Consider the following 24,359-nt stretch of genomic DNA (forward strand, 5'->3'; position numbering starts at 1 on the left):
TGGCCAGTCAATTGGCCAGAAAGTGGACAATGGCCGTCCGGGGCGCCGACCTCCATGTATCAGCGCCCCGGCGATCGCGCCTGCGACTCAGCGGTTGTACTGCCATCCGCTCCGGTAACAGGTGTCCCAACCTGCGTCGTCCACGCAGGTTACGACGCGGACCTTGCCGAGCTTGGTGCCCGAGTTGTACTTCAGGTTGCTCCAGTAGCTCGTGGTGCCGCATCCGCTCTCGTTCCAGCGGTACGGCGTCGGGCCGATGGTCCCCATGCCGAGGTCGGCCTCGAAGAACACGTAGACCGGGTTGCCGTCGCATTTGGTGTCCCGCACGGCCATGTTGATGCCGCTCATCCCGCTGAACGTCCAGGTCCAGTTGGCCGAGCCGTAGACCTCGCTCCCGGACGCGGTGGCCGCGCCGGTCGCGGCCGAGGCGGTGCCCGTGAACGCCAGTGTCGCCGCCGACGCCACGGCGATCGCCGTGGCCGCCCGCCGCAGGTTCCTGCCCGGAATCCCCTTCATGGTCCCCTCCGATGTGATAAATGAATGACGACTCCATGGGGGAGGCGTCATGCTTCGTATTCACTTCACCGACCGTGACCTGGCCCGTGTCCGCGTCGCGGCCGCGCCGGATCCGCTGTGGGAAACGGTTCTGGCCATGCAGAAGCTCACGCTCGACGGCATTCCCGCCTTCGCGCGCTGGCGGCGGCGGGTGCGGGAAGGCCTGCGGGAGCGGGACGCGCGGGCCGCGGTGCGGTTCCTGCAGACGATCGCACCGCCTGCCCGGTACTTCCCGGACTTCCTCACCCCCGCCGAGTCCGCGTGCGGGCTGAAGGCGGGGCTTGCGGCGCTCCGCGGGACGCCGGCGGATCGGCTCGGGCGCGAAGTCGGGCTGATGGCGAAGTATCACCGTCTGCCCGGTTGGACACGCGGGCTGGCCGCGGGGACGAGCGCGGCGCTCGATCAGGTCGCCGGGGCGCTCCAGCTCGCCCACGACACCCTGGTCGCTCCACAGTGGACGAGCGTGCGGACCCAGGTCGACATCGACCGGGCCCTGCGGTCACGCCTCGCCGTCGAAAACGGCACCCTCGGCCTGCTCGAGTCGCTCCGGCCCGCCTTTCGCTGGGAGGCGCCGGTCCTGACCGTGCGCTACCCCGTGGACCGCGACCTCCACCTCGGCGGTCGCGGTATCCGGCTCGTGCCGTCCTACTTCTGCTGGGACACCCCTGTCGCCCTGGCAGACGACGACCTTCCACCGGTCCTCGTCTTCCCGGTGTCCCACGAGAACGAGCCCGCTCCGCTGCCGAAGCACCTGGCCATCCTGCTCGGCCGGACCCGCGCCGCCGTCCTGTACGCGGTCGCGGGCCGCCCCACCAGCGGCGAACTCGCCGACCGGCTCGGCATTTCGGCGGCCGCGGTTTCGCGGCACACCACGGTGCTCCGCGACGCCGGGCTCATCGCCAGCCGTCGCCACGGAGCCGTGGTGCTGCACAATCTCACGCCGATGGGTGCCTCGTTGCTGGGCTGAGCCCTCAGCGCACGAGCCGCCACGTCGTGCAACTGTCGGCTCCCGCGTCGTCCTCGCAGACCCGGAACGAAGTCACATCCGGGATCGTGGCGTGGCCGCAGCCGATCTTCGAACCGTTGCTGTCGCGAAGAGTCAGCATCCCGATCTTCTGCTTGTACTGGGCGTAGACGCCGTTACCGTCCTGCTCCTCGTCGCAAACCTCGGCGAAACCGGTTTCGGAGTCGTACTGCGCGTAGTCCTTTCCCTGCGAGATGAGGTAGCCGGTCGCCGCCTCCGCGGTCGAGGTCCCCAGTACCAGCGCCGAGATCATCGCGCCGCCGACGAGCATCATTTTCCGGATCATCGTTCCCCTCCCCTTGGGCTCGGGAACAGCTTGCCGCCCGCCTCGCCGGCCGGGCGAGACTTTTGCGCCAGGGCGGAAAACCGCAGACAGGTCACCCCGCACAGGCCGCGGCCGGCTGACGACGCTTGCTCCGACCGCGTGACGGCTCTCCTGTTTCCGCGCGGACGAGAGGACGATGTTCGCCGTACTGGTGGCGGCGGCTGGACCCCACGGCGCCAGCGTTTCGTCCTGCCAAGGAGTCATGACGATGGCCGCCGCCCCCGCACCGTCCCGGCACGTGCTGTTCGAGACCACCGATCATGACGAGGCAGGCGAGTACCTGACCGGCGTGTACGGGGGAAGCTTCAGGCTGGGGGTCGGACGGAAAGGCTCCCCGGTCCATCTCAGCAGGCTGGTGACCGACACGTTCTCCTTCGTCACGGCCGTGCACAGCGCCGAGATCGGCTACACCCTGGAGGCCGTGCCGAGTTTGATGATCGCCCGGCCTCGCACCGCGCCCTTGCACTATCGGTACGGCGGCGCCGCGCACTGTTTCCGGCCCGGTGAAGTGCACCTGTGCAACACGACCGAGGACCATCCCCCCATCCAGGCGCGGTGGCAGGACGGCGCGGTCCAGGCCGTCACGTTCCCCTTCCCGTTGCTCGACCAGGTCGCCACCACGGCGGACACGCGCCATCCGAAGCCGGTCCGCTTCACCGACCTGCGCACGACGAGCCAGGACGCCGCCCGTCACCTGATCGCCACCATGGACTACCTCGCCACCAGCGTCCGCGATCGCCCGGAGTCCATGGCGGAACCGCTCGTGGCCGGTGCGGCGGGGCGGCTGCTGGCCGCCGCGGCGTTGGCCGCCTTTCCCAACACCGCGTCGACCGACCCGACCATCGAAGACCGGCGCGACTCGCATCCGGCCACCCTGCGGCGGGCGATGGCGTTCATCGACGACCACGCCCACCTGGACATCACCGTCGCCGACATCGCCGCCGCCAGCCACGTCACCATCCGTGCGCTGCAGTACGCCTTTCGCCGCCACCGCGGGACGACTCCGATGGGCTATCTCCGCCAAGCCCGCCTCCAGCAGGCACACCGGGACCTGTTGACCGCTGATCCGGCCGACGGCCTCACCGTCACCCAGATCGCGGCCCGCTGGGGCTTCTTCCATCCCGGCCGATTCGCCCAGCATTACCGCGCCGCCTATGGCTGCCCGCCGTATCGGACGTTGCGGCGCGACGGCCGATGACTCCTTGAGTCGATCAGAGGGGCGGCGAAGACTGGGTTCCGGCACCGGTACGCGGGGTCCACACCGCGTGAAACTCCGGTGTTGCGTACCGGTGCCGTGACTCCGGGCGGCGGGGTCTCCGCCCGGAGCCGGCTCACCGGGGCGGGGGCCGGGCCACCGGGGAGTCGGGACAACCCATGCTCCTTCTTCGAGCCGCCAGGCACAGCACGACCGGCGAACCCGTGTCCACGCTGGTCAAGGGCCGAACCATCCGGAAGACGAAACAACCACGCGCGCCGGGAATCGGGCATGGTGGGTTCCGGGGGTGGTCATGTCCGAGTGGTCGAGCGCCAAGACCGGGACGGCGGTCGTCATCGGGGTCACCGCGTTGTGCGCGCTGGTCACCGCGGGAACCGAGTACGCGGGCGCGCTGGAACTACGGATCGGCTCGTTCGCGCTCGTCCTGCTTCCGCTTTTCTTCGCCTTCGTGATCACGGTGGTCCTCAATCTGTCGTTGTCCTGGCGGCGTCCGGACGCGGCCGCGCCGATCTGGTCCTGCGCCGGGCAGCTCCTGCAACTGCTGACGGTGGTGTTCGTGGTGCGGGCCGGGGTCGTGCTGGGGACGGCGCTTCCCACGATCGCCGAGGCCGGGCCGGCGATCCTCGTGCAGAGCCTCGGAAAGGCGGGGACCGCGCTGCTGGCCTTCCCGGCGGCCCTGCTGCTCGGCTTCGGACGCGCGAGTATCGGCGCCACCTTTTCGATCGGCCGCGAACCCAGCATCGCCCTGGTGACCGAGCGGTACGGCATCGCCGGACCGGAAGGGTCCGGCGTTCTCGCCACCTACATCAGCGGCACGCTCTTCGGGTCCTTGTTCTTCTCCGTGCTCGCGGGCATCGGGTCGACGATTCCGCTGTTCAGTTCCACGGCGCTGGCGATGGCCTGCGGCGTCGGCAGCGGCGGCATGACGATCTCCTGCGCGGGTTCACTCGCGCACGGTTCCCGTGACCTGCCCCAGGACGACATCCTCGCGCTGGCGACGGCCAGCGACGTCCTGACCTACGTCACCACCGTGCTGCTGGGCGCTTTCGTCGTCCTTCCGGTGCTGGAGCGGCTCTACCGTTCCCCCACCGCGGTGCGGAATCGGCTGGTATCAGGGGACACGGTCGAGCCGAAGGCGGCCGTCGTGCCCTCCCGGCTGGTGAGCGGATTGGCCGTGACCGGGCTCCTTTTCGTCACCTCGGGATGGCGTGCGGCGCCGGGAATGCTCTTGCTGCTGGCCCTCGCTTTCGGGGTGCGGATGCTCGGCGACCGGACCGGCCGGTTCGTGCCGACCGTGCTGTGGGCGGCGCTCGTCGGCGCGGTGCTGACCGTTCCGGGACTGCCGTGGTCCGCGACCATGCTGCGCGTCCTGTCCGCTGTCGATCTGCTGACGCTGGCCACGGCCGTGCTCAGCTGCGTCGGTCTGTGCGTGACCATCCGGCAGCTGAGAATCTTGCGGACGCTGAGCTGGCGCGCGGTCGTCGTCACCCTGCTCGTGTTCGCGGGCTCCTTCTTCACCTCGGCTCTGCTGGCCCAGATCGTCCTGTCCCTCGGCGGGTTCACCGGATGAGCGGCGGCCGAGCACGAACAGCAGCGCGAGCGCCGCGATCAGATAGGCATTGCCGACGACGGCTTGCCCGAGGTTCCACGTGCGTTCGGTGCCGCCTCCACCGGGAACCACGGCGACGGTCCAGCCTGTGAAGACGACGGCGGCCATGCCCATCGCGGGCCGCCTGGCGCACAGGTAGCCGAGGGCGGGCACCACCCACACCCAGTGATGCGTCCACGAGATCGGGCTGACCAGCAAGGCACAACCGGCCGTCACCAGCAGAGCGCCGGGGTCGTCGCCCGCGCGGTGAAGACGCCGGACGAGCCACATCATCACCCCCGCGCAGAGGACGCCGAAGCAGCCGATCAGCACTGTCGCGACGCCGCCCTCCGGCAGCGTCCTGGCGACGAATCCTTGCCACGACTGGTTTCCCACCCAGCCTTTCATCTCCGCGAAGTGGCCGTTGAAGATCGCGGACGTCCAGTAGCGCACGGAATCCTTCGGCAGTACCACGAACGCGAGCGTCGTCGCACCGAGGAAGGCCGCCAGGGCACGGGCAGCGTCGGCGAACCGCCGGACGAGTACGAGGTGGACGATGAAGATCAGCGGGATCAGTTTGACCGCCGCCGCGAGCCCGATCCCGATGCCGCGGAACCGCGATTCGCGCAGCAGCAGCACATCCGCGACCACGACGGCCATCAGGAGGAGGTTGACCTGGCCGAGTCCGATCGTCTGCCACACCGGTTGCAGGGCGAACGCACCGAGCAGCAGGAGCGGGAGGTACGCGCGCTCGGTGAACGGCCGGAGCGCGACATGGAGCGAAGGCGCCGCCGCGATCGCCAGCAGGCCCCAGCACCATTGCGCCGGGAGCGCGGTCAGCGGGACGAAGAGCAGCGCGGCGAACGGCGGATAGGTGAACGGCAGTTCCGGCGCCCAGCCGGGCAGCGCGGTCAGGTGGTCGTACAGCGGCTCCCCGTGGAGCACGGCGGATCCTCCGGCGCGGTAGACGGCCGAGTCGACCCCGAGTGGAGTGCCCGAAAGCCACCAGATCAGCGCGATCGCGACGAGTACGGTGACCGCGAAGCCGACGGCGAGCACCGTCGCGTTGGCGCGCAGGGCGTTGATCCGAAGCATGGGGAGAATGATCTCCGTTCCGAGACCGCGGCACATCGCCCGGTGGACCCGTCTCGGCCCCGCTACCCGGGTATCGCCGGGTCGCGGACCCCTACCCCGGTATCACGGTCTTCGTATCCGGCCGCCTGCAACCGGAACAGCTTCGCGTAGATGCCGTCCGCGGCGAGCAGGCTTTCGTGGTCGCCCGATTCCACGATCCGCCCCCGGTCGAGGGTGTAGATCCGGTCCGCCCCGCGCACGTTCGACATCCGGTGCGAGACGAAGAGGACCGTACGCCCCTTGAACAGATCGCGAAGCTTGTCGAACAGTTCCGCTTCCGCTTGGGCGTCGAGGGAGGCCGTCGGCTCGTCGAGGATGACGAACGGCGAATCGCGGTAGAACGCGCGTGCCAGCGCCAGCCGTTGCCATTGCCCGAGGGAGAGGTCGGTTCCGCCCGAGAATTCCGCGCCGAGCACCGTGTCGTATCCGTGGTCGAGACGCTCGGCGATCGTGTCGGCGGCGGCGCTGCGCGCGGCTTCGGCCAGCCGCCGCGCCGGATCTTCCGCTCCCGGCCTGCCGAACTCGATGTTGTCGGTCACCGTCAGGCGATACTTGACGAAGTCCTGGAACAACACCGCCGTGCGATCGCGAAGCACCCCGGGATCCCGGACGGGTTCCCCGTCGATCGACAGCGAGCCGGTGCTCGGCGGATACAGTCCCGCGAGCACTTTCGCGAGGGTCGTCTTCCCCGATCCGTTGGTGCCCACCAACGCGACGATCTCGCCGGCGGGCAGATCGATGTCCACGCCATGCAGGGTCGGCTCCGAAGCACCGGGGTAGCGGAACCCGAGATCGCGGGCGGACAGCGAGCCATACGCCCGCCGAGCCGGTTCGACCGGCTCCGCCGAGGACGAAGCCGCGAAGAGCCGGAGATCGGCCAGATAGAGCAGGACGTCGCCCAGCGCGTTGAACAGGAAGGTGATCGCCTGCACGCGCGTGTTGAGCAGGAAGAGCCCCAGCAGGGCGGCGATCGCGGTGGGAACGTCGATCCCGCCGGAGCCGGCGTAGAGCCAGACGCCGCCGATGATCGCCACGGTGATCAGGTCACCGGTCAGCCTGGCGGCGATCTTGCGCCGGGCGTGCCGCCGGTACAGCACCGTCGTATCCGCGATTTCCTCGTCGTAGCGGGAATTCCAGCGGTCGAACAGGACCGGGCCGATACCGAACGCGCGGATCTCCTTCGCCTCGTCGCGGCCGGTCAGCAGCCGTTCGAGGTAGTCACGGACACGGCGGTTTTCGGCGAGTTTCCCGTTGAGCCCGTAGCGCGCGTCGCGTTCCTGTTTGGCGGCACGGAACAACGGGATCGGCGCGAGCAGGCACAGCGGCAGCAGGATCCAGGTCATGGCCGCGAAAGTGGCTCCGACCGCGATCAGGCTGAACGACGCCTGGATGATCGCGACGGCGGAGGAGACCAGCGTGATGGGTTGCACGCGAGACGCGAAAACGGCGCGCTGGAGCCGGTCGTAGAAGGCCGGGTCCTCGAAGGTCAGCAGTTCGGTCTTGATCGTCGACCGCAGCACCAGGGACAGGATGTGCCGATCCGTTTTGACCGCGAGAACGCGCTGCCACGACTGGGCGAGGCCGCGGAAGGCGCCGTTGATCGAAGTCAGCACCATGACGGCCATCAGCAGCGGGATCAGTTTCGGCCAGAGGTCGCGGGCGTCTCCGCCGAGACCGCCCAGCACTTCCTTCGTGACCAGCATCATGAGGCTGAGGGTGGCGGCGGAGAACAGCTGGTGGACCAGGATCGCGGTGAACCGTCTCCGGTCGGCCGCCCAGATCAGGCGCAGCGCGAAGACCGTCGTTCCGGCGAGGCTCCTGGTCGAGAGCCCCTTCGCGGCGGTCACCGCAACGCCGGCGTTCGTTCGAGCACGTTCGCGAGCCATGCGGTTTGGATCTCCTGGAGCCGGTCGTGGGTCTCGCGGTAGCGGAAAGTGTGGCCCTCGCAGGGGAACAGGGCGAGCCTGGCTTCTCCCCCGGCGGCGACGAGCCCCTGATAGAACTCGACGGCCTGGTCGGGATGCGTCGCGGGATTGGCGTCGTCGAGGCCGTGCGCGATCAGGACCGGCCGCCGGATCCGGTCGGCGAACAAGAGCGCGCTGAAGGCGTGGTAGATCTCGGGAACCGCCCAGTAGGGCCGTTTCTCGTACTGGAAGCCACCGCAAACGCGGGTCCGGTTGTAGCAACCGCTCTGCGCGATACCCGCCGCGAGAGTGGGAAAGTGCGCCAGCGCGTAGAGCGCGAGAGTGGCCCCGAAACTGTGTCCGCCGACGACGACCCGGTCACCGAGGTGTTCGAGGCTCGCCCCGATGGCACGCTCCAGTTGCCCGTGCACCTGTTCGAGGGTGACGTCACCCGGCCAATGCAACGGCAGGTCGAGGACGGCTTGACGGGAATCCGCCCCCACGAACCCGTTCGGTCCGGGCAGTTCGGCACGGAGCGGGCCGGACGTCGCACGCAGCCAGAGCACCGTCGCGTCGACGGCACCCGGCGGCGACACGGTCAGCACCGCGTCGTGGAACCCCGTCGGAATCGTGACGACCTCATCGACGGACCCTGCCCGGGGTGTCCTCAAAGGACGGACCGGACGTGGCCTCGGCGGCCTGAGTGCGGCGCTGTCCTCCAAAGGCTCCAAGCCCGCTTCGGTCAGCCTGCCGACCGCCCAGGCCAGCCGTTGTGCGCCGGTGCCCGCACGCGTGCTCGGCCGCAGTCCGGAGACGTGATCGACGAGCACCGAGCCGTCGGTCCCGCGCTCGAGATGCCGCACCAGCAAGGAATCGGGCAGCAGCGGGCGTCCGGCGCCACTGTTCAGGTCGAGCTCGAAAAGCCGGGCTCCCGCCGCCGCGTGCAAGGCTTCGATACCGGGCTCGAAGGACACGTAGCCGGGGCCGGCGGCGTCGTATACGAGCGGCTCGGTCCCCGCGGCGGCTTCGGTCTGTTCGCGGATTTCGGGACAGAGCACCAACAGGCGATCACGGTCGAGCCAGCACAGAGGCGCACCACCGGCGTTGCCGAAGGTGGTGAGGGAGGCGGCGATCCTGATCCCGGGCAGTTCCATCACCGTGCGCGCGGCGCAGTCCGCGATCCACGGGTGGAGCCCGCCGGGTCCGTGCGCCAGACCGGCGAGCAACGGGAGATCCGGATGCCACGCGTAACCGAACCCGGTCATCCGCGCCACCGGCGGATGCCACTCTTCCCCGTCGGAAAACCGCACGGCGACCGAGAGGGGTTCGGCGCGATCGACCGCGAGCCCGGCCAGTGCGGGGTCGAGATCGAGACCGCACCAGTCGCCGAGGTCGTCCCGGTGGGCCGACAGGCTCGGCCGCCCGGGCAGCGTCGTCAGCACCGCGAGCGAGCCGTCGCCGTTCGGGTGGCTAACCGGCATGCGTCCCTCCGGGCAGACGCACCACGATGCGGTCGATGAGCGCCTTGACGTCGCCGATTCCCGCCACGGGCGAGCACACCGGCTCCCCGGCGGCGTCGAGGCCGGTCGCGGACGGCACCCCGAGCCCGTCGAAACCGGCCGGACGTTCGTCGCCGGGGTTGAGCACCACGGTGGTGATCGAATCCCGGCGCGCGGGCTCCATCCGGTCGATCAAGGTGTGCAAGGACCGGCACGCCGGGCAGGAGCTGGACACGTAAAGACGAACCCCGAGCACGGGTTCCAGGCACGGCGGCGCGTCGGTTCCCTCGGCCGCCCGCCGGTCGAAATGACGCAGCACGACGACGAGCACCACCGACCCGGCGGCACAGGCCACGAGCCGCGGCCACGGCGAAGGTTCGGCCAGGAACGGCAGCGCGGCGGCCGACACGAGCGCGCCGGCCAGATTCGCGCCGATATGCGCGCTGCCGACGGCGGCGAGCCGCGCGGCCCCGAAGCAGGCGCACTTCTGCCCCCGCAACTGATAGGCCACCAAGGCGAGCGCGGCGTAGGAGACCAGCGCCACCAGGGCGGCGAAACCGCCGGGCAGCGCGATGACGAGGCCCGCGGCGACGATCTCTGCCGCACCGACCAGCCGTGGCCCGTGCGGAGCGGCGAGGAGACGGGAATCGTACGGCCACGACAGCTCGGTGGCGGGTACGAACAGCTTGGAAAGACCGGCCACCAGCAGGGGCGCGGCCAGCAGGCCGAACACGGCCTGACCGAGTGCGGCGATCAACGGACGTCCTTTCGTTCGACCAGCCAGCCCGATTCGAGCAGGTCATGGGCGAAGCCTTGCTCCGGCTTCTTCACCGGGGAATCCAGCAGGTCCTGGACCACCGCGGCCTGGGATTCGGTGCATTCGGCGAGCGCCAGCGTGGCGCCTTCGACCAGCACACCGCCCCCGAACGGGAGCCGGGTGAACACGACTCCCTCGGCGAGTTCGTAGCCATGGACGTCGTCGGTCATCGCTTCCTCAGCCACCTCTCCAGCCAGGTCAGGCGCAACAGCATGGGCGCGCGGTCCGCGGTCAGCACGGCGTCGTCGAGGATCCGGAGCACCGGCCGGATGTCGAGGAGCCCCAGGTCCGCGAGCACGCTGCCGTTCGACAGTTCGATGGCGACCTTCTTGCGCTCGCGGTGCAGGTGCTGGGCAGCGGCGGCACGCAAGGCGAACGCCGAAGACGACTCGCGCACCGGCCCCGCGTCCTTCGCGAGCGCCTCGCGCATCGGGACCTGGTTGACGAAGAGGCCATCGCGGATATGGCCGAGCCGCCGGGGTTCGTAGCCCGCGACCGACGCCAGCACCCCGGCGTCGAGACCGGGCACGATCGTCCGGTCGCCCGCCACGGCCAGCGCCCCGTTCTCCCACAGCCGGGCCTGTGCCCGCCCGACCGGGGCGGGAAGGTCGTCCAGGTGGGCCCGCCAGAGTGCGCCCGTCGCCAGCTGCGCGGACTTGAGCGCTTCACGCCCTTCCTCGGTGAGACCCGGCAGACCGTGCCCGCCGTGCCCGGTGGCGGGAGCGGTGAGCCCCGGCTGTGCCTCGGCCGCGCGGGCGGCCGCGGCGTTGGCGCCCCTGGTCTTGAGCGCGGCGAGCGCGGCGGTGACGTCGGGGAGCACACCGGTGGTGTGAAAGGGCTCGCAGGCCAGCAGCTGCCGTCCACCGCGACCGACCTCGACCTCGGACAGCGTCGTCGTGACCAGGCTTTCCAGCAGTGAACCCAGCACCAGCGGCCGCTGGGCGAAATCGGTGAGGCGATCGACGAGGTGGCGGCGCATCGCCAGCTCCGGTGTGGGCGGCACCAGTTCCTCACCGGTGATCGTGTCCTGGTCGAGCACCTCGGACAGCGCGCAGGGCACGTGCTCGATCCACAGCCCGGCGGGCGCCGGGAGCGGCGGCCGGGGAACGCCGTCACGGTGGAGATCGGCGTGGAAGAGCACCGGCGCGTGGCCGGCGGCACGGGCGCAGGTCGCGAGGAACGTCGAGGACAGGCCGCCACTGAAGGCGAGCCCGTAGCCCCCGCCGAGTCCCGCGAGGAATGCGGTGACGGCCTTGTGCAGGGGTTTCCGGGTGGGTACGACGTCGGATCCGCGCTGCTTGACGGACACGCCGTCGGCGCCAAGGGTCAGGTACGAACCGACCATGAGGCGGTACACACCCGCCATCGGGCTGCCGTCCGGTGGTTCCGGCAGGCCTTCGACGAGGGCGAGGAGCCGGCCGTGGTCGAGGTCCGCGTCGGATCGCGCGCGGAACGCCTCGACGTCCTCGCTGAACTCGATGCGTCCGGCGCCGATGCGGTAGAAGATCTCGCGCGAGGTCGGTTCCGGACGGCCGATTTCGAATTCGGAGCCGGTGGAGCGCACGGCGAGACCGGCACCCGGGTCGATTTCCCCGCCGCGGTGGACGATTTTCCCGTCGTCGAGCTCTATTTGTCTCAGCACGGCCTACTCGACCCCCTCGGACCGAAAGACGACGACATACTCTTCGTGAACCGGGACGGAAGTGCTCACCACGGTTTCATCGCAGGAAACCCAGGCCAAGAAACTGGCAGGAGCCTTGGCGGGCACTATCTCCCGGCCGAGATTGAACGACGCGGGCACCCCCATGGCACGCAGCCCGGCGGTGAGGAACAGTGCGTCGTCGACGGGGTCGAGAAAGCCGAATTTCTCCCGCTGACAGGTACGCAATCCGGCGACCGCGCGCGCGAGATCGAAACGTCCGGCGCGGCGCCCCTCGACAGCGGGCCACCGCTCGATTCGATATCCGCCCGCCGGATCACGGACGGACTCGACGAATTCCCCTGCTCGCCGCCCTGCTTCTTTTACTCTCACTGCCTTCATCTTTCCGTCGTGATACGTCCGGGAGAGGGGGCGCGGACCCGAGATCCGCGCCCCCCGTCAACTCACGTCAGGCTCGACCGGCTCAGATCTGCTGGCAGTGGAACCAGTTGCACAGGTGGCCGGGGCAGCACTGCGAGTCCCAGGCGCAACCGTCGCCCGGCATGCCACAGGCCTCCTCGACCACGGTCGGCTCCGCGTAGAGGTGCTGGAGCATTCCGTCGCCGAGCTTGGCACTGATAGTCACCTTGGGCATTCTTTCCTCCTTTTTACATGAGGTACCGACGGTCGGACCCCAAGCTTTTTCGCGCACGCCGAACAGAGCTCCAGGCGTGCGAACACGAGAAAGGCGGAGCGAACGTGAATACGTCGAACGGAAAAGCCGCGTTTACCCCGGCACACCCTCGGACAAGGCGTGTTCGGGCGCGAAAGGACCCCAGTTCGTCACTATGGCGCGCCTTTCCCCAGTATTCGGCGAGCACCGCACACGGGCACCCGACGGGCACCCGTGCTTCCTTCCCCAGTAATTCATTGTTTTCTCACCGGCGAATTGACCGGCTTGCTTCCCCAGTACGTCTCGAGTCAAGCTAGCACGGCGGATTCACGCCCGCAACAGACTCTTCGGATCGATCCGCGACATGCGGCATTACGACGGAATACCCGCATTTCGAGCAATCGGAAATGAATGAAGGCGCCCGCCGCGACAGTTTCCGCGGAGCGCAGGACACGGGACGCCGACCCCCAGGTCCGCCCGCGATCTTGACCGTATTGACCGACTCCGAGGGCGGGCAACCGCCTTGTGAAGAGTTCACCTGCTTGGAGCAAAGTGGCTCGCGGCCGGGATTCCGGCCGCGAGCCTACGTGGACGTGCTTGTTCCGTTTTCGGGATCAGCGTCGGGTGAGGACCCGCTTGCCCAGCCATCCGGCGTAGACGGCCAAGCCGGCGACCCCGGCCTTCCGGGTCGGACGGGCCGCGATCGCCAGGCCGATGACGAGTTCGGTGGCGCCGTTGCGGTAGGTCCAGTTACGGACGTCGTCGGCGAACGCCATCTTCGTCACGGGCTCGAACACGGCCGGAGCGGCGAAGTGGGCGAGACCGGTCGCGGCGATGCCGAGGCCGAGGAGCTTGGACATGGAGTGCCTTCCTTGTTCAGTCGAGGACGCCGGCGCGGCGCCAGAGCCGGCGGCTCGGGCCGCCGATGAGGCCGATCTCGGTGAAATAGTCGACGGCCTTGGCCGCCCACGCCGCCTTGGTCCGGCGCCAATGCGGATTCGCGGTGGCGACCTGGCGGGCTTCGCGGGGATCGAGGCCGACGGAGGTGTATGCCTTGGGGTGCAACAACTCCGACGTCGCGACATAGGCCATCCCGGCGATCGCCCATCGGATCAGTTCGCGGCCGACGCGACCGTGACGGGCCCAAGCCCGGCCCAGTTCGTCCTTGGCGAAGCTGATGTGGCGCGCCTCTTCGATCACGTGGATGCGGGAGATCATCCGGATCATCGGCTGCAGGCTGTCGTCGCGCATCATCTCGCGCTGCATGCCGTCGGCGAGTTCTTCGACGTAGATGGCGCCGGCGAACAGCAACGCCGGACCGCAGATCGCGCCGAAGATCTTGCCCGAGCGGTGCGCCGTGCGGCTCGGCCGCCGGACGACACCGCCGCTTTTCTCGATCGAGCGGGCGAACATGGTGCTGTGGCGGCATTCGTCGGCGATCTCGGTGAGCGCGTACTGCGCGTTGTGGGTCGTCGGGTCGCTGTTGTAGACGTGACGCACGAGGCCCTGCATGAGGATCAGCTCGAACCAGATCCCCGACGCCGCCGCGGCCGCGGCCTCCTGACGGCTCAGTTCGGCGCGCTGCCCGTCGTCGAGCCGCTCCCATAAAGCGGTGCCGTACAAGGAACAGCGCTCCGGCGCCTTGCCGTACGCGCCGTCGACCAACGGCGCCTGCCAGTCGACGTCGACGTCCGGGTCGTAGGAGTGTCGCGCGGAGGAGCGCTGCAGACGCTCGGCGACCCGTTCGCTTTCGGTGTTCGCGGTCAAGACGACCTCCTCGGATCCGTGTGCTCCGGCAGCGGTCCGCCGCCGTCCGGGATGACCTGCCCGGAATCGCGGTAGGCCACCGCCTCGTGGAAACCATCGCGTTCGGCGAACTCGCGGAACCAGCGGCCTTCCGGGCTGTGCCGGGTGATGCCGTCGAAAAGCGTCGCGAGTGTCTGAGTGCCGGAAAGGCCCATGTTGTCGTAGGCCTGGTTGATCATCAGCTTCTGCATCACCAGCTGGTTCGTCGGCACGCCCGCCATCCGGTCGGCCAGTTCCTCGACCGCGGCTTCGAGCCTTTCGGGTTCCACCGCCTCGAGCGCGAGTCCCCATTCCGCGGCGGTGGCGCCGTCGATGGTGTCGCCGGTGAGCAGCATCCGCTTGGCGCGCTGGGCACCGGCGCGGTAGACCCACATCGCGGTCGTCGGGCAACCCCAGACGCGGGCGGGCGGATAGCCGAGGCGCGCGTCGGTCGCCATGATCAGCACGTCACACGACAGCGCGATGTCGCTGCCGCCGGCGATCGCGTGTCCCTGCACCTGGCAGATGGTGGGTTTCAGCGACCGCCACAGGGTGAAGAAGTCGTCGGTGTTGCGTTTCATCACCCGGTAGTCCTTGATCGGATCCCAGACCGGGCCCTGGTTCCAGCGGCCTTCCGCGTCTCCCTCGGCGAACTGTTTGAGGTCGTAGCCGGCGCAGAACGACCGGCCTTCGCCGCGCACCACGATCACGCGGACCGCGTCGTCCTCGTTCGCCCGTTCCACGGCCTGCCGGATCTCACCGGGCATGACGTCGTTGATCGCGTTGAGCCGCTCGGGGCGGTTCAGGGTCAGGTAGGCCTTTCGGTCTTGGACGCGATACGTGAGCGTCTCAAACGCCATCGGAGCCTCCCAGCGCGCGAAGGGTGAAGGTGACCAGGTGCGGGATGGTGTCCGGCCCGCTCTCGCCTGCCAGCGGGCCGACCAGCATTTCCGCGCCCGCGCCGACCAGCGCCGCGGCGGTCGCTTCCGCGTCCTGCGAAGGCAGCAGCCCCCTTCTCACCCCGTCGGCGATGTTCCTGGCGATGACCTCGCGGAACGCGCGGCGGAAGACCAGCCGTTCGGCCTCCACCACGGCGTCGACCGGCTCGGCCAGCAACGCGTACGCCAGCCTCGGCGCCTTCAACGCCCGCCCGGCGAAGGTCTCGATCACGGCGACCACCCGCTCGCGGACGTCGCCCTGGGAAGCGGCGGCCTCGACCGCGTCGACCTCCCGCGAGACGACTTCGCGGAAGACCTCGACGACGAGGTCGGCCTTGGACGGGAACTGCCGGTACACGCTGCCGGTGCCCACGCCCGCCCGGGTGGCGACCGCGGCCATGGAGCAGCCCGCGTAGCCGGTCTCGGCCAGCAGCGCGATGGCCGCGGCCAGGATCTCGCCGCGCTGCGAGTCCAGCCTGGCCTGGGTCTTCGGGGTCCGTCGGTACGGCATGCCAAGGAGTGAAGCACGGATTCCGCTCTTCAGTCCAGCTCTTCCTCGAACAGTTCGCGATCCACCGCGGTGGCCGTCACGAAACCCATGGCGGCCGCGGTCACCACGAACGTCATCCCCGGCGGGCACGATTCCCGCCGCGCCAGGTCACCCGCGGCGTATACCCCGGGTACGCCGGTGAATCCGACATCGTCGATCCGCACGGTGCCGTCGTCCTGGAGCACGCAGCCCAGCTTCCCGGCCAGCGGGTCGGCCTGCCGCGTGGTGGCGTGCAGGAACACCGCCGCGCAGTCCACCGGGCCGCCTTCGCGGAAGGTGACCCGTTCGACCTCGTCCTCGGGCCCCTCCACAGCGCGCACCGGCTCTTGGCGCACGCGGACAGCGCGTTCGCGCAGAAGCGCTTCGTCCTCGGCGGACAACGGGAAGCCGTTGGCGCACAAGGTGACATCCCGGCTCCACCGGGTCAGCTGAGCGGCGAACACCACGTCCTGCCGTCCCTCGGTGGCCAGGACGGCCAAGGGCCGATCCCGGAATTCCCAGGCGTGGCAGTACGGACAGCCGAGCACGCTCTTCCCCCAGCGCTCGGCCAGCCCCGCGATCCCGGGCAGCTCCTCGACCACCCCGGTGGCCAGCACGATCCGGCGCGCGTTCACCGGAGGCCCGTCCTCGAACGCGACGGTGAACCCACCGCATTCGCCCTCCACGGCCCGTACCCGACCTTCGCGCAGGTGGACTTCCAGGTACTCCGCCAGTTGCTCGCGCCCGGCGGTCCGTAACGCGTCCGGGCTCATCCCGTCGCAGGCCAAAAGCCCGTGCACCCCCGCGGCCGCCGAATTCCGGCCCGCGCCGCCGTCGATCACCAGCGCGCTGCGCCGCGACCGCCCGAGCACCAGCGCGGCGCTCAACCCGGCGGGACCGGCACCGATGATCACCGCGTCATACCCGGCGTCGCGCACGGCATGTCCTCTCCTCGAGTATCGGGTAGCACCCGCATACCCGGGCCGCCCGCCGGGAAACCTGCTCCCGGCGGGCGTCACGCGCTCAATTCCGGTCGATGGTGAACGTGCTCGTCGTGTTCCGGATGTCTTCGGCGTTGTCGCTCAGGGTGAGCCCGGTGAACGTCGCCGAGCCGACGGCCGGGCCCTGGCCTGGCTCCGGCAGTTCGTTGACCCAGATCCCGATCCCCGACTTCGCGTCGAACTCGTCACCGCTGCGGTGCGCGCCGGTGATCGACACGTTCGTCAGCACCGTGTCCTCGACCGGGTTCTCCGGGCGGTTCCCGGTGTACTTGGTCTGGAACATGATGCCGCTGTAGGTCGGGCTTTGGATGTCCACATCGGACACCCGGATACCCCGGAACTCCTTGGAGGCGGAGAACATCCAGATCGCGGGGAATGTCTGCTGCCCCCAGAAATGACCACCGGTACGGACCAGTGAGACGTTCTGGACGGTCGTCGGCTGCGGGCCGAAGCCGAGGAACGGATAGCCGAAATCGAGCGAGCTGATCGTGATCCCCGAGTACGTCAACGTGTCCGCGATGTACAGATTCCGGAAGGTGTTGCCGTACCCGCCGTACACCGCCAGCCCGGCCGCGCGCCACGGAAGCAGCACGGTCAGATTCTCGAACACGTTGTCGTACTGGTTGCCCGCGTTGAGGTCCGTTGCCGCGAACAGCGCGAAACTGTCGTCACCGGTGGAGCGTGCCTCGTTGTCGGTGACGCGGTTTCCTGTGCTGCCATTGGTGAAGTTGACGCCGTCGGCGAACATGTCGCGGATCCGCGAGTTCTTCACCGTCGTGTTGTCCACATTGGTCGCCCACAGCAGGCACATCTGGTGCTCCACCCAGATGTCGTCGATGGTCATGTTCGTGACGTTCGTGAAGTTGAAGACCTTGCCGGGCCCGTCGATCCGGGACGTGTAGTTACCGAACACGGCGAACCCGCGGAACGTCGAACCGCTCGCGCTCGCCTGCGCGTCGAACCCGATGTCGGTGTTCTCCTGCCCGGCTGGCGCGGTGAACTTCGTGAACCACGGACCGGCGCCGAGCACCGTGACCGGCTTGCCGTACACGGTGAGCTTGTTCGTCACCGGATATTGCCCCGGCGGCAGGAAGACGCCGGTGAGGTTCGGATCCTGACGCACCTTGTCCAGCGCGGCCTGCACATCCTGCTGGGTGAATCCGGCCGGGACGGCGTAGCGCGCCGGGTCCGGGTTCGCGGCCGCCGTGGCCAGCTCGAAGTTCACGAAGTCGATCGCGTAGTTCAAGCCGTTGCCGGCGTCCTTCTGCAGCTTGATCTTGTGCCCGGCGGGAACGGTCGTGCCGAGAAGCATGCTGGCCTCGTCGTAGATGTGCCGAGCGGGACCGGCTCCCGGTGAGTTCTGCGGAGAAGCCTCAGGGCCGTAAAGCCACGCGTGACGCGAAGTCAGGTCGATGGCCTTCAGGAACGTGCCGTCGACGTAGACGTTCAGCGTCGAGTTCTGCCCGCCGCCACCCGCGGCGTCCGGCATCGAGAACCGGGTCACCAGGGTGTTCGTGGCCGCGCGGGTGGTGAACTCGACCGAGGCCCCGGTCGAGTTCAGCGTCACCGCCTTGCGGCCCGACGCCTCCCCCGCGAGATCGCCGATCTTGCGGTTCGGACCGATCACGGATGCGCCGCCCGCGATCACGCCGTCTTCGGCCTCGTACATGTCGTAGGGCATGTTCGCGCCGCGGCCGACGAACAACGCTTGTGTGCTCGTGTTGTTGCCCTGTTTGGCGGGCACCTCGTTGGCGTCGTTCGCGACGACGGTCTTGACCGTGTACCGGCCGTTCCCGGCCGTCCAGGTGCCCACGTTCACCGGCGGTGCGGTGGCCCCGGCGGCGATCGCGCCGGAGTACGAGCCGCTGAGCGTCTTGACGACGGCGCCGCTCTGATCGGTGATCGTCACCGTGACGCCGTGGGCGCCACCCGCCGAAGCGACCGTGCCCTGGTTGCGCACCGTGGTGGAAAAGATCACGGTGCCACCCGCCGTCGGGTTGTTCGGCGACCAGGCGGTGGCCGCGACGAGGTCGGAGCTCTGGACCGGGCTGACGACGAGCGCCGTCGAGCCGGTGTAGGAGTTGTTGGCCTCGTCCTGCTCGACGACGACGTTGGTCTCGTCGACCTTCGCGGTGATCTGGTGACTGCCCGCTTCCCGGGTGCCGATGTCCGCCGAAACCGTCGCCGACGCTCCCGCGGCGAGTGCGCCGACCGGTGCCGTGCCGACCTTCGCCGTGCCCAGGTAGAGGTTCACGTTCGTCGCGCCCGACGCCGCGGTCCCGGCGTTGCGGACGGTCGCCGACACCGTGATCGCGTCGGTCTCCACCGGATTCGCCGGCGACCACGAGACACCCGACACCGTGAGGTCGGGATTCGGGGCTGGGACACCGAAAACCTGGAATTCCGCGGCCTGACCGCCGGGCGCACCGGAGTTGGCGGTGATCCGCAGCCGGACGTCGGCGGCGCGGCCACTCACCGGGATCGTCACGGTGTTGCCGCTCGAGGGGGTGAAGGTGTACGTCTGCGCGGGCACCAGCGTGGTGAACGCGGTCGCCCCCTGGTCACGCCCTTCGACCGCGATCGTCTGCGTGCGCTGGGCCCACGCCGGATCCGGGTTGAGCTTGACCACGACACGGTCGAGGTCGGCGTTGGATCCCAGCGCCACGGTAAGCAGGTTCGGATACGCCGCCCCCTCCCAGTAGGTGGTCACGGAGTCGTCGTTGGCGTTGGCCGCGACGTAGGAATGCTGCACCGAAGACGCCGTGATCGGCTTGCCCAGCGCGAGATTCGTGCCGGCGCGCGTACCCGTCCTGGTCACCGTGCCGCTGCTCGGCGACTGGTTCCCCGCCGCGTCGCGGGCCCGCACGGAATACGCGACGGTCGCGCTTTCCGGCTGGTCGTCGGTGTAGGTCAGGACGTCACCGCCGACACTGCCTCGCAGCTGCCCGTTGGCGTACACGTCGTAGCCCGCGACCCCCGTGTTGTCGGTCGAGGCCGACCACGTGAGCCGGATCTTGCCGCTCGACGGTTCGGTGTAGGCGAGGTTCCCTGGCGCGGACGGCGGCTGAGTGTCCCCGCCAGCCGGGCCGTGTACTTCGAACTCCGAGAGCTGGGCTGCCGGCCAGCCGGTGTTGGCGGTGATGTTCAGCCGCACGAAGCGGGTGTTCCCGGTGATGTCGAGGGTGACGGTGTTGCCTGTCGCCGGGTCGAACCGGTGGCCCGCCGACGGGACGAGATCGCTGAAGCTCGCGCCGTTCCCGCTGCCCTGCACCGAGAACGTCTGGGTGCGGGCTTCCCAGCCGGAAGGCAGTTTGAGCACGAGCCGGGCGATGTTCGTGGCCGCGCCGAGATCGGCCTGGATCCATTGCGGGAACTGGTTGTTCGTGCTTTCCCAGTAGGTGGCCTGGTTCCCGTCGCCGACGTTCGAAACGGCGTAACCGGGCAGCTGACTGCTGGCGGTGTACGTCGCGTCGGCCGCTTCGGCGGCCGCGAAAGCCGTCGGGGCTTCGCTCGCGGCCACGGCGGGTGGGGCCAGGAGAAGGGACAGGGCGGCGTACGTCAGAAGGCGCCTCGTTCGCATGACATTCCTCTGTTCCGGGAGGGGACTGAGCGGAATCTTCCTGACTCTTGTCATGTTCTTGCGCTGAAATGTTCAAGAATTACAGCCCATACGGCGCCGCAAGTCAACGGCCGGGGCTAAATCGCGTGACCGGCCGGAAACACGCTGCTAACGTCCGGCCCGACCAGGTGCTTTCCCGGAAAGAAGGAGAACGGCGTGCGCCGAGCTGTCGAGTCCCCGAGCCGTATGGACCTTTCGACAGCCCTGGAGCCGTTCATCCATGGAGTACCTGAACCTCGGAATCCTCGCCCACGTCGACGCCGGTAAGACGAGCCTGACGGAGCGCCTGCTCCATCACACCGGTGCCATCGGCACCCTCGGCCGCGTCGACGCCGGGGACACCCGCACCGACACGATGGACCTGGAACGCCGTCGCGGCATCACCATCCGCTCGGCCGTCGTGGCCTTCCGCGTCGGCGACCTGCGCGTCAACCTGATCGACACCCCCGGCCACCCGGACTTCATCGCCGAGGTCGAACGCGCGCTGCGGGTGCTCGACGGTGTCGTCCTCGTCGTGTCCGCCGTCGAGGGCGTGCAGGCACAGACCCGGGTGCTCATGCGCGCGCTCAAACGGTTGCGGATCCCCGTGCTGATCTTCGTCAACAAGATCGACCGGGCGGGCGCCCGCCACGAAGGCCTCCTCGCCGACCTCGCCGAACGCCTCGGTGTCGCTTGCGTGCCGATGTCCGAAGTCGACGGCATCGGTACGGCGACCGCGAAGGTCCGGCCGCTCTCGCCGTCGTCCGGGCAGGCCGAGCAGCTCGCCGAGCACAGCGACGCCTTCCTCACCGCGTATCTCGAAGACACCTTGACGGCCGAGGACTACCAGGACGAGATCGTCCGCCAGACCCGGCTCGGCGTGGTCTCCCCCGTCTTCTTCGGCTCCGCGCGCAGCGGCGAAGGGATCGCCGAGCTGACTTCGGGTATCCGCGAATTCCTTGGCGGCGCTGGAAAAGTAGCGCCCGACCACCGGTTGCGCGCCGCGGTGTTCAAGATCGAACGCGGCCGCGCGCACGAGAAGATCGCTTATGTCCGCGTGTTCTCCGGCGAGCTCGGCGCACGGGACCACGTCCGGTTCCACCGCCCGGGCGGGACGTTCACGGCGGAGGCGAAGGTGAGCGCGGTACGCGTCTTCGAACTCGGCGACGAGACCGCCGAGGGCCGCGCGCAGGCCGGGCAGATCGCCAAGGTCACCGGGCTCAAGGAGATCCGGATCGGCGACCTCGTCGGTGTCCCCGAAGACGAGCGCGCGTCCACGCGGTTTCCGCCGCCCGCCCTGGAAACCGTGGTCATTCCGGCCGAACCCGCCGAGACCGCGTCGGTGTTCACCGCCCTGCAGGAGCTGGCGGAGCAGGATCCGCTGATCACCGTCCGGCAGGACGACGAGACCCGCCGGATCTCGGTGCGGCTCTACGGCGAAGTGCAGAAGGAGATCATCGCGGAGACGCTCGCCGCTGAGCACGGCCTCGATGTCGGCTTCAGCCTCACCCGGCCAGTGTGTGTCGAACGGCCGATCGGCACGGGACATTCGGTGTGGTTCATCACGGAGAAGCGGAATCCGTACTTCGCCACGGTCGGGCTCCGGGTCGGCCCCGGCGCCCCGGGGTCGGGCCTGACCTTCGGCCTCGACGTCGAACTCGGCTCCCTCCCGCTCGCCTTCCACAAGGCCATCGAGGAGACCGTCGACGCGACACTGCGGCGCGGCCCGACCGGCAGGGAGGTGATCGATTGCGTGGTGACCGTCACCCATACCGGTTACTTCAGCCCGGTCAGCGCGGCGGGTGATTTCCGCCAGGTCACCCCGTTCGTGCTGGCAGAGGCGCTGCGGGACGCGGGGACCGAGGTGCTCGAACCGGTCAGCCGGATCGAGGTGGAACTGCCCGCCGGCTCCGTGACCGCGACGCTTTCCCGGCTGGTCGAAGGCGGCGGGACCGTCACCGGCTCGGTGGTGCGCGGTGACCGGGCCGAGCTGACGGGCCTGCTCCCGCTCGGCGAGGTCGCCCGGTTCGAGCAGCACCTGCCCGGGCTCACCCACGGCGAAGGCCTGATGACCACCGAACCGGCGGGTTACCGGCCCCGGGTTAGCCCGAATCGGCCAATGCCCGGCTAGCCGGAACGAGTACGTTCTTGGTGGACGGCGAAATCCGCCGTCCGAGGGAAAGGGCCACGATGGATCAGTTTCGCGACACCGCTTCGGCGTTGCGGGAACTCACGGAGTCGATGCGGCTCGACGAGCCCCGCGACGAGTTGCTGGAACGGGTGGCGAAGAAGGTGGTCGGCCTGCTGCCCGGAGCGGACGCGGCCACGGTCACGCTGTACTCCGACGGCGAACCGAGCACCGTCGCCTCCACCGACGAGTCCCTGCTCCCTCTGGACAAGGCGCAGTACAGCGCGGACGAGGGCCCGTGCCTGAAGGCCGCCGAGAGCGGCACGATCGTCCGGACCCTGCTGGACGCCGACGCGGCCGCACGCTGGCCGGACTTCGCCGCGACCGCCGAACAGCTCGGCGTGCGGACCTCGCTGTCCTGCCCGTTGTTCGTCCCGGGCGAGTCCCACTTCAAGCGGCGTGAGACCGAGCCGCTGTCCGGCGCGCTCAACATCTGGAGCTTCCAGGAGAACGCCTTCGATCCGGTGGAGGCGGCCCTGGTCGCGATGTTCACCTCGGCGATCTCGGCGATCATCCTGACCGCTTCACGCTGGGCCGCCGCCGAACGGCAGGCGGAGACCCTGGTCGCCGCGCTGGAGACCAGGGACGCCATCGCCACCGCGAAGGGAATCGTGATGGCACGTCTGGAGCTGAACGCCGACGAGGCCTTTCGCTGGCTCACCGAGGCGTCACAGCACACGAACCGCAAGATCCGGGAGATCTCGGTGCTGATCGCCGAGGACCCGAGAGCGGTTTTCGGGCGCTAGCCCAGCGAGATCCGGCGGCCCTCCCGCGAGGACTCGAGGCCGGCTTCCGCGAGCCTGATACCGCGCACCCCCGCCATGAAGTCGTACGGGTGCGGGGCGTCGTCCACGACGTGGCGGACGAACTGCTCCCACTGGGCGCGGAAACCGTTGCCGAAGTCCTCGTTGTCCGGGACTTCCTGCCACTGCGACCGATAGGACTGCGTCTCCGCCAGGTCCGGGTTCCACACCGGCTTCGGCGTGGCCTCCCTCGGCTGGATGACGCATTTGTGCAGGCCGGCGACCGCGCTGCCCTTGGTGCCGTCGACCTGGAACTCCACCAGTTCGTCGCGGTGGACCCGCACGCACCAGGACGAGTTGAGCTGGGCGATGACCCCGCCTTCGAGCTCGAAAATCGCGTACGCGGAGTCGTCGGCCGTGGCCGCGTACCGGTCGCCCTTCTCGTCGACGCGCTCCGGGATGTGGGTGACGGCCTTCGCGGTCACGGCGTTGACGGCGCCGAAGAGGTTCTCCAGCACGTAGTTCCAGTGGCAGAACATGTCGACGACGATGCCGCCGCCGTCTTCGGCGCGGTAGTTCCAACTGGGACGCTGTGCGGCCTGCCAGTCGCCCTCGAACACCCAGTAACCGAACTCGCCGCGCACGGAAAGGATCTCGCCGAAGAAACCGCTGTCGATCAGGCGCTTCAGCTTGAGCAGGCCGGGCAGGTACAGCTTGTCGTGGACGACACCGTTCTTGACCCCGGCCGTCTCGGCGTGCTTCGCCAGCGCGAGCGCGCCTTCGACCGACTCGGCCACCGGCTTCTCGGTGTAGATGTGCTTGCCCGCGTCGATGGCGCGGACGATCGACTTCTCGCGCACCGCGGTCAGCTGCGCGTCGAAGTAGAGCGGGAGGTCTTCGTCGCCGAGCGCGGCGTCGAGGTCGGTGGTCCAGCGGGTCAGCCCGTGCCGGGTGGCGATCTCTTCGAGCTTGTCCGCGTTGCGCCCCACCAGGACCGGCTCCAGCTGGATCCGCGAACCGTCGGCCAGCTCGACCCCGCCGGCCTCCCTGATCGCCAGGACCGAGCGCACCAGGTGCTGCCGATAGCCCATCCGCCCGGTGACGCCGTTCATCACGACGCCGAGTTTCCGCGTGGTCATCCGTTCTCCTTTGAAAGCGCTTTCCTGCCCACATCCTGAAAGCGCTTTCTCAGCCTGTCAAGAC

General features: G+C 69.1%; 21 protein-coding genes and 1 pseudogene. 5 read left to right on the plus strand and 17 right to left on the minus strand.

The features are described 5' to 3' along the window. Positions 1–87: 87 nt before the first annotated feature. On the minus strand, positions 88–516 hold the full coding sequence (locus tag AORI_RS72970; RefSeq protein ID WP_016336686.1) for a hypothetical protein: 429 nt from the start codon (positions 514–516) through the stop codon (positions 88–90). Between the two features lie 49 nt (positions 517–565). On the opposite strand from AORI_RS72970, the gene AORI_RS72975 reads away from it, so the two are divergent. Continuing rightward, on the plus strand, positions 566–1,522 hold the full coding sequence (locus AORI_RS72975) for an ArsR/SmtB family transcription factor (protein WP_016336687.1): 957 nt from the start codon (positions 566–568) through the stop codon (positions 1,520–1,522). Between the two features lie 4 nt (positions 1,523–1,526). On the opposite strand, the gene AORI_RS72980 is transcribed toward AORI_RS72975, so the two are convergent. Continuing rightward, on the minus strand, positions 1,527–1,865 hold the full coding sequence (locus AORI_RS72980) for a hypothetical protein (RefSeq protein ID WP_016336688.1): 339 nt from the start codon (positions 1,863–1,865) through the stop codon (positions 1,527–1,529). A 247-nt stretch (positions 1,866–2,112) separates the two neighbouring features. Here AORI_RS72980 and AORI_RS84070 point away from each other — a divergent pair, with 247 nt between their 5' ends. Further along, a complete protein-coding gene (locus AORI_RS84070; protein WP_043849125.1) occupies positions 2,113–3,102 on the plus strand; it encodes a helix-turn-helix transcriptional regulator in 990 nt (329 codons plus the stop codon). Positions 3,103–3,412: 310 nt separating this feature from the next. Beyond that, on the plus strand, positions 3,413–4,690 hold the full coding sequence (locus AORI_RS83080) for a DUF3100 domain-containing protein (protein WP_081809822.1): 1,278 nt from the start codon (positions 3,413–3,415) through the stop codon (positions 4,688–4,690). Positions 4,691–4,924: 234 nt separating this feature from the next. Here AORI_RS83080 and AORI_RS72995 read toward each other — a convergent pair. The 14 genes and pseudogenes from AORI_RS72995 to AORI_RS73055 all read right to left on the minus strand — a co-directional run. Next, positions 4,925–5,839: pseudogene (locus AORI_RS72995) on the minus strand (glycosyltransferase 87 family protein); the annotation flags it as partial. A gap of 26 nt (positions 5,840–5,865) precedes the next feature. After that, a complete protein-coding gene (locus tag AORI_RS73000) occupies positions 5,866–7,689 on the minus strand; it encodes an ABC transporter ATP-binding protein (RefSeq protein WP_016336692.1) in 1,824 nt (607 codons plus the stop codon). Continuing rightward, positions 7,686–9,227: an alpha/beta hydrolase family protein gene (locus AORI_RS73005; RefSeq protein ID WP_016336693.1), complete on the minus strand. Its 1,542-nt coding sequence runs from the start codon at positions 9,225–9,227 to the stop codon at positions 7,686–7,688. Before AORI_RS73005 ends, AORI_RS73000 begins: the two co-directional genes overlap by 4 nt. Next, on the minus strand, positions 9,217–10,002 hold the full coding sequence (locus AORI_RS73010) for a hypothetical protein (protein ID WP_016336694.1): 786 nt from the start codon (positions 10,000–10,002) through the stop codon (positions 9,217–9,219). Before AORI_RS73010 ends, AORI_RS73005 begins: the two co-directional genes overlap by 11 nt. Beyond that, complete coding sequence (gene adfB / locus AORI_RS73015; protein ID WP_016336695.1) at positions 9,999–10,232, minus strand: actinodefensin-associated protein B; 234 nt, start codon at positions 10,230–10,232, stop codon at positions 9,999–10,001. Before adfB ends, AORI_RS73010 begins: the two co-directional genes overlap by 4 nt. Then, on the minus strand, positions 10,229–11,704 hold the full coding sequence (locus tag AORI_RS73020; RefSeq protein WP_016336696.1) for a hypothetical protein: 1,476 nt from the start codon (positions 11,702–11,704) through the stop codon (positions 10,229–10,231). The genes adfB and AORI_RS73020 overlap by 4 nt, the downstream gene beginning before the upstream one ends. A gap of 3 nt (positions 11,705–11,707) precedes the next feature. Further along, positions 11,708–12,103, minus strand: a complete 396-nt coding sequence (locus AORI_RS73025; RefSeq protein ID WP_123798623.1) for a hypothetical protein — start codon at positions 12,101–12,103, stop codon at positions 11,708–11,710. Positions 12,104–12,185: 82 nt separating this feature from the next. Beyond that, positions 12,186–12,356, minus strand: coding sequence for a hypothetical protein (locus AORI_RS83735; RefSeq protein WP_158509147.1), 171 nt, complete (start codon positions 12,354–12,356; stop codon positions 12,186–12,188). A gap of 632 nt (positions 12,357–12,988) precedes the next feature. Beyond that, positions 12,989–13,234 carry a hypothetical protein gene (locus AORI_RS73030; RefSeq protein ID WP_016336698.1) on the minus strand — a complete coding sequence of 82 codons (246 nt, stop codon included), beginning with the start codon at positions 13,232–13,234 and terminating at the stop codon, positions 12,989–12,991. A 16-nt stretch (positions 13,235–13,250) separates the two neighbouring features. Then, entirely contained in the window at positions 13,251–14,141 is an 891-nt protein-coding gene (locus tag AORI_RS73035; protein WP_016336699.1) for an AurF N-oxygenase family protein, read from the minus strand. Continuing rightward, on the minus strand, positions 14,138–15,019 hold the full coding sequence (locus AORI_RS73040; protein ID WP_016336700.1) for a crotonase/enoyl-CoA hydratase family protein: 882 nt from the start codon (positions 15,017–15,019) through the stop codon (positions 14,138–14,140). The genes AORI_RS73035 and AORI_RS73040 overlap by 4 nt, the downstream gene beginning before the upstream one ends. Beyond that, on the minus strand, positions 15,009–15,608 hold the full coding sequence (locus AORI_RS73045; RefSeq protein ID WP_016336701.1) for a TetR/AcrR family transcriptional regulator: 600 nt from the start codon (positions 15,606–15,608) through the stop codon (positions 15,009–15,011). Before AORI_RS73045 ends, AORI_RS73040 begins: the two co-directional genes overlap by 11 nt. 29 nt (positions 15,609–15,637) lie before the next feature. Further along, on the minus strand, positions 15,638–16,564 hold the full coding sequence (locus AORI_RS73050) for an NAD(P)/FAD-dependent oxidoreductase (protein WP_016336702.1): 927 nt from the start codon (positions 16,562–16,564) through the stop codon (positions 15,638–15,640). 85 nt (positions 16,565–16,649) lie between these two features. Next, on the minus strand, positions 16,650–20,207 hold the full coding sequence (locus tag AORI_RS73055; RefSeq protein WP_016336703.1) for a discoidin domain-containing protein: 3,558 nt from the start codon (positions 20,205–20,207) through the stop codon (positions 16,650–16,652). Between the two features lie 259 nt (positions 20,208–20,466). On the opposite strand from AORI_RS73055, the gene AORI_RS73060 reads away from it, so the two are divergent. Both AORI_RS73060 and AORI_RS73065 read left to right on the plus strand, forming a co-directional pair. Beyond that, positions 20,467–22,356, plus strand: a complete 1,890-nt coding sequence (locus AORI_RS73060) for an elongation factor G (protein WP_016336704.1) — start codon at positions 20,467–20,469, stop codon at positions 22,354–22,356. Positions 22,357–22,415: 59 nt separating this feature from the next. Continuing rightward, the gene (locus tag AORI_RS73065; RefSeq protein WP_043848341.1) at positions 22,416–23,159 is read left to right on the plus strand and encodes a GAF and ANTAR domain-containing protein; all 744 of its coding nucleotides are present in this window, start codon (positions 22,416–22,418) and stop codon (positions 23,157–23,159) included. On the opposite strand, the gene AORI_RS73070 is transcribed toward AORI_RS73065, so the two are convergent. Further along, complete coding sequence (locus AORI_RS73070) at positions 23,156–24,295, minus strand: Gfo/Idh/MocA family protein (protein WP_016336706.1); 1,140 nt, start codon at positions 24,293–24,295, stop codon at positions 23,156–23,158. The genes AORI_RS73065 and AORI_RS73070 overlap by 4 nt on opposite strands. Between the last annotated feature and the right edge of the window lie 64 nt (positions 24,296–24,359).

Origin of the sequence: Amycolatopsis keratiniphila, assembly GCF_000400635.2 — a bacterium.
Taxonomy (GTDB): Bacteria; Actinomycetota; Actinomycetes; order Mycobacteriales; family Pseudonocardiaceae; genus Amycolatopsis; species Amycolatopsis keratiniphila.

Bases quoted from the DNA above. Each gene is read 5' to 3' on its own strand.
- AORI_RS72970 (WP_016336686.1), bottom strand. From the start codon at position 516: ATGAAGGGGATTCCGGGCAGGAACCTGCGGCGGGCGGCCACGGCGATC.
- AORI_RS72975 (WP_016336687.1), top strand. From the start codon at position 566: ATGCTTCGTATTCACTTCACCGACCGTGACCTGGCCCGTGTCCGCGTC.
- AORI_RS72980 (WP_016336688.1), bottom strand. From the start codon at position 1,865: ATGATCCGGAAAATGATGCTCGTCGGCGGCGCGATGATCTCGGCGCTG.
- AORI_RS84070 (WP_043849125.1), top strand. From the start codon at position 2,113: ATGGCCGCCGCCCCCGCACCGTCCCGGCACGTGCTGTTCGAGACCACC.
- AORI_RS83080 (WP_081809822.1), top strand. From the start codon at position 3,413: ATGTCCGAGTGGTCGAGCGCCAAGACCGGGACGGCGGTCGTCATCGGG.
- AORI_RS73005 (WP_016336693.1), bottom strand. From the start codon at position 9,227: ATGCCGGTTAGCCACCCGAACGGCGACGGCTCGCTCGCGGTGCTGACG.
- adfB (WP_016336695.1), bottom strand. From the start codon at position 10,232: ATGACCGACGACGTCCATGGCTACGAACTCGCCGAGGGAGTCGTGTTC.
- AORI_RS73025 (WP_123798623.1), bottom strand. From the start codon at position 12,103: ATGAAGGCAGTGAGAGTAAAAGAAGCAGGGCGGCGAGCAGGGGAATTC.
- AORI_RS83735 (WP_158509147.1), bottom strand. From the start codon at position 12,356: ATGCCCAAGGTGACTATCAGTGCCAAGCTCGGCGACGGAATGCTCCAG.
- AORI_RS73030 (WP_016336698.1), bottom strand. From the start codon at position 13,234: ATGTCCAAGCTCCTCGGCCTCGGCATCGCCGCGACCGGTCTCGCCCAC.
- AORI_RS73040 (WP_016336700.1), bottom strand. From the start codon at position 15,019: ATGGCGTTTGAGACGCTCACGTATCGCGTCCAAGACCGAAAGGCCTAC.
- AORI_RS73045 (WP_016336701.1), bottom strand. From the start codon at position 15,608: ATGCCGTACCGACGGACCCCGAAGACCCAGGCCAGGCTGGACTCGCAG.
- AORI_RS73055 (WP_016336703.1), bottom strand. From the start codon at position 20,207: ATGCGAACGAGGCGCCTTCTGACGTACGCCGCCCTGTCCCTTCTCCTG.
- AORI_RS73060 (WP_016336704.1), top strand. From the start codon at position 20,467: ATGGAGTACCTGAACCTCGGAATCCTCGCCCACGTCGACGCCGGTAAG.
- AORI_RS73065 (WP_043848341.1), top strand. From the start codon at position 22,416: ATGGATCAGTTTCGCGACACCGCTTCGGCGTTGCGGGAACTCACGGAG.
- AORI_RS73070 (WP_016336706.1), bottom strand. From the start codon at position 24,295: ATGACCACGCGGAAACTCGGCGTCGTGATGAACGGCGTCACCGGGCGG.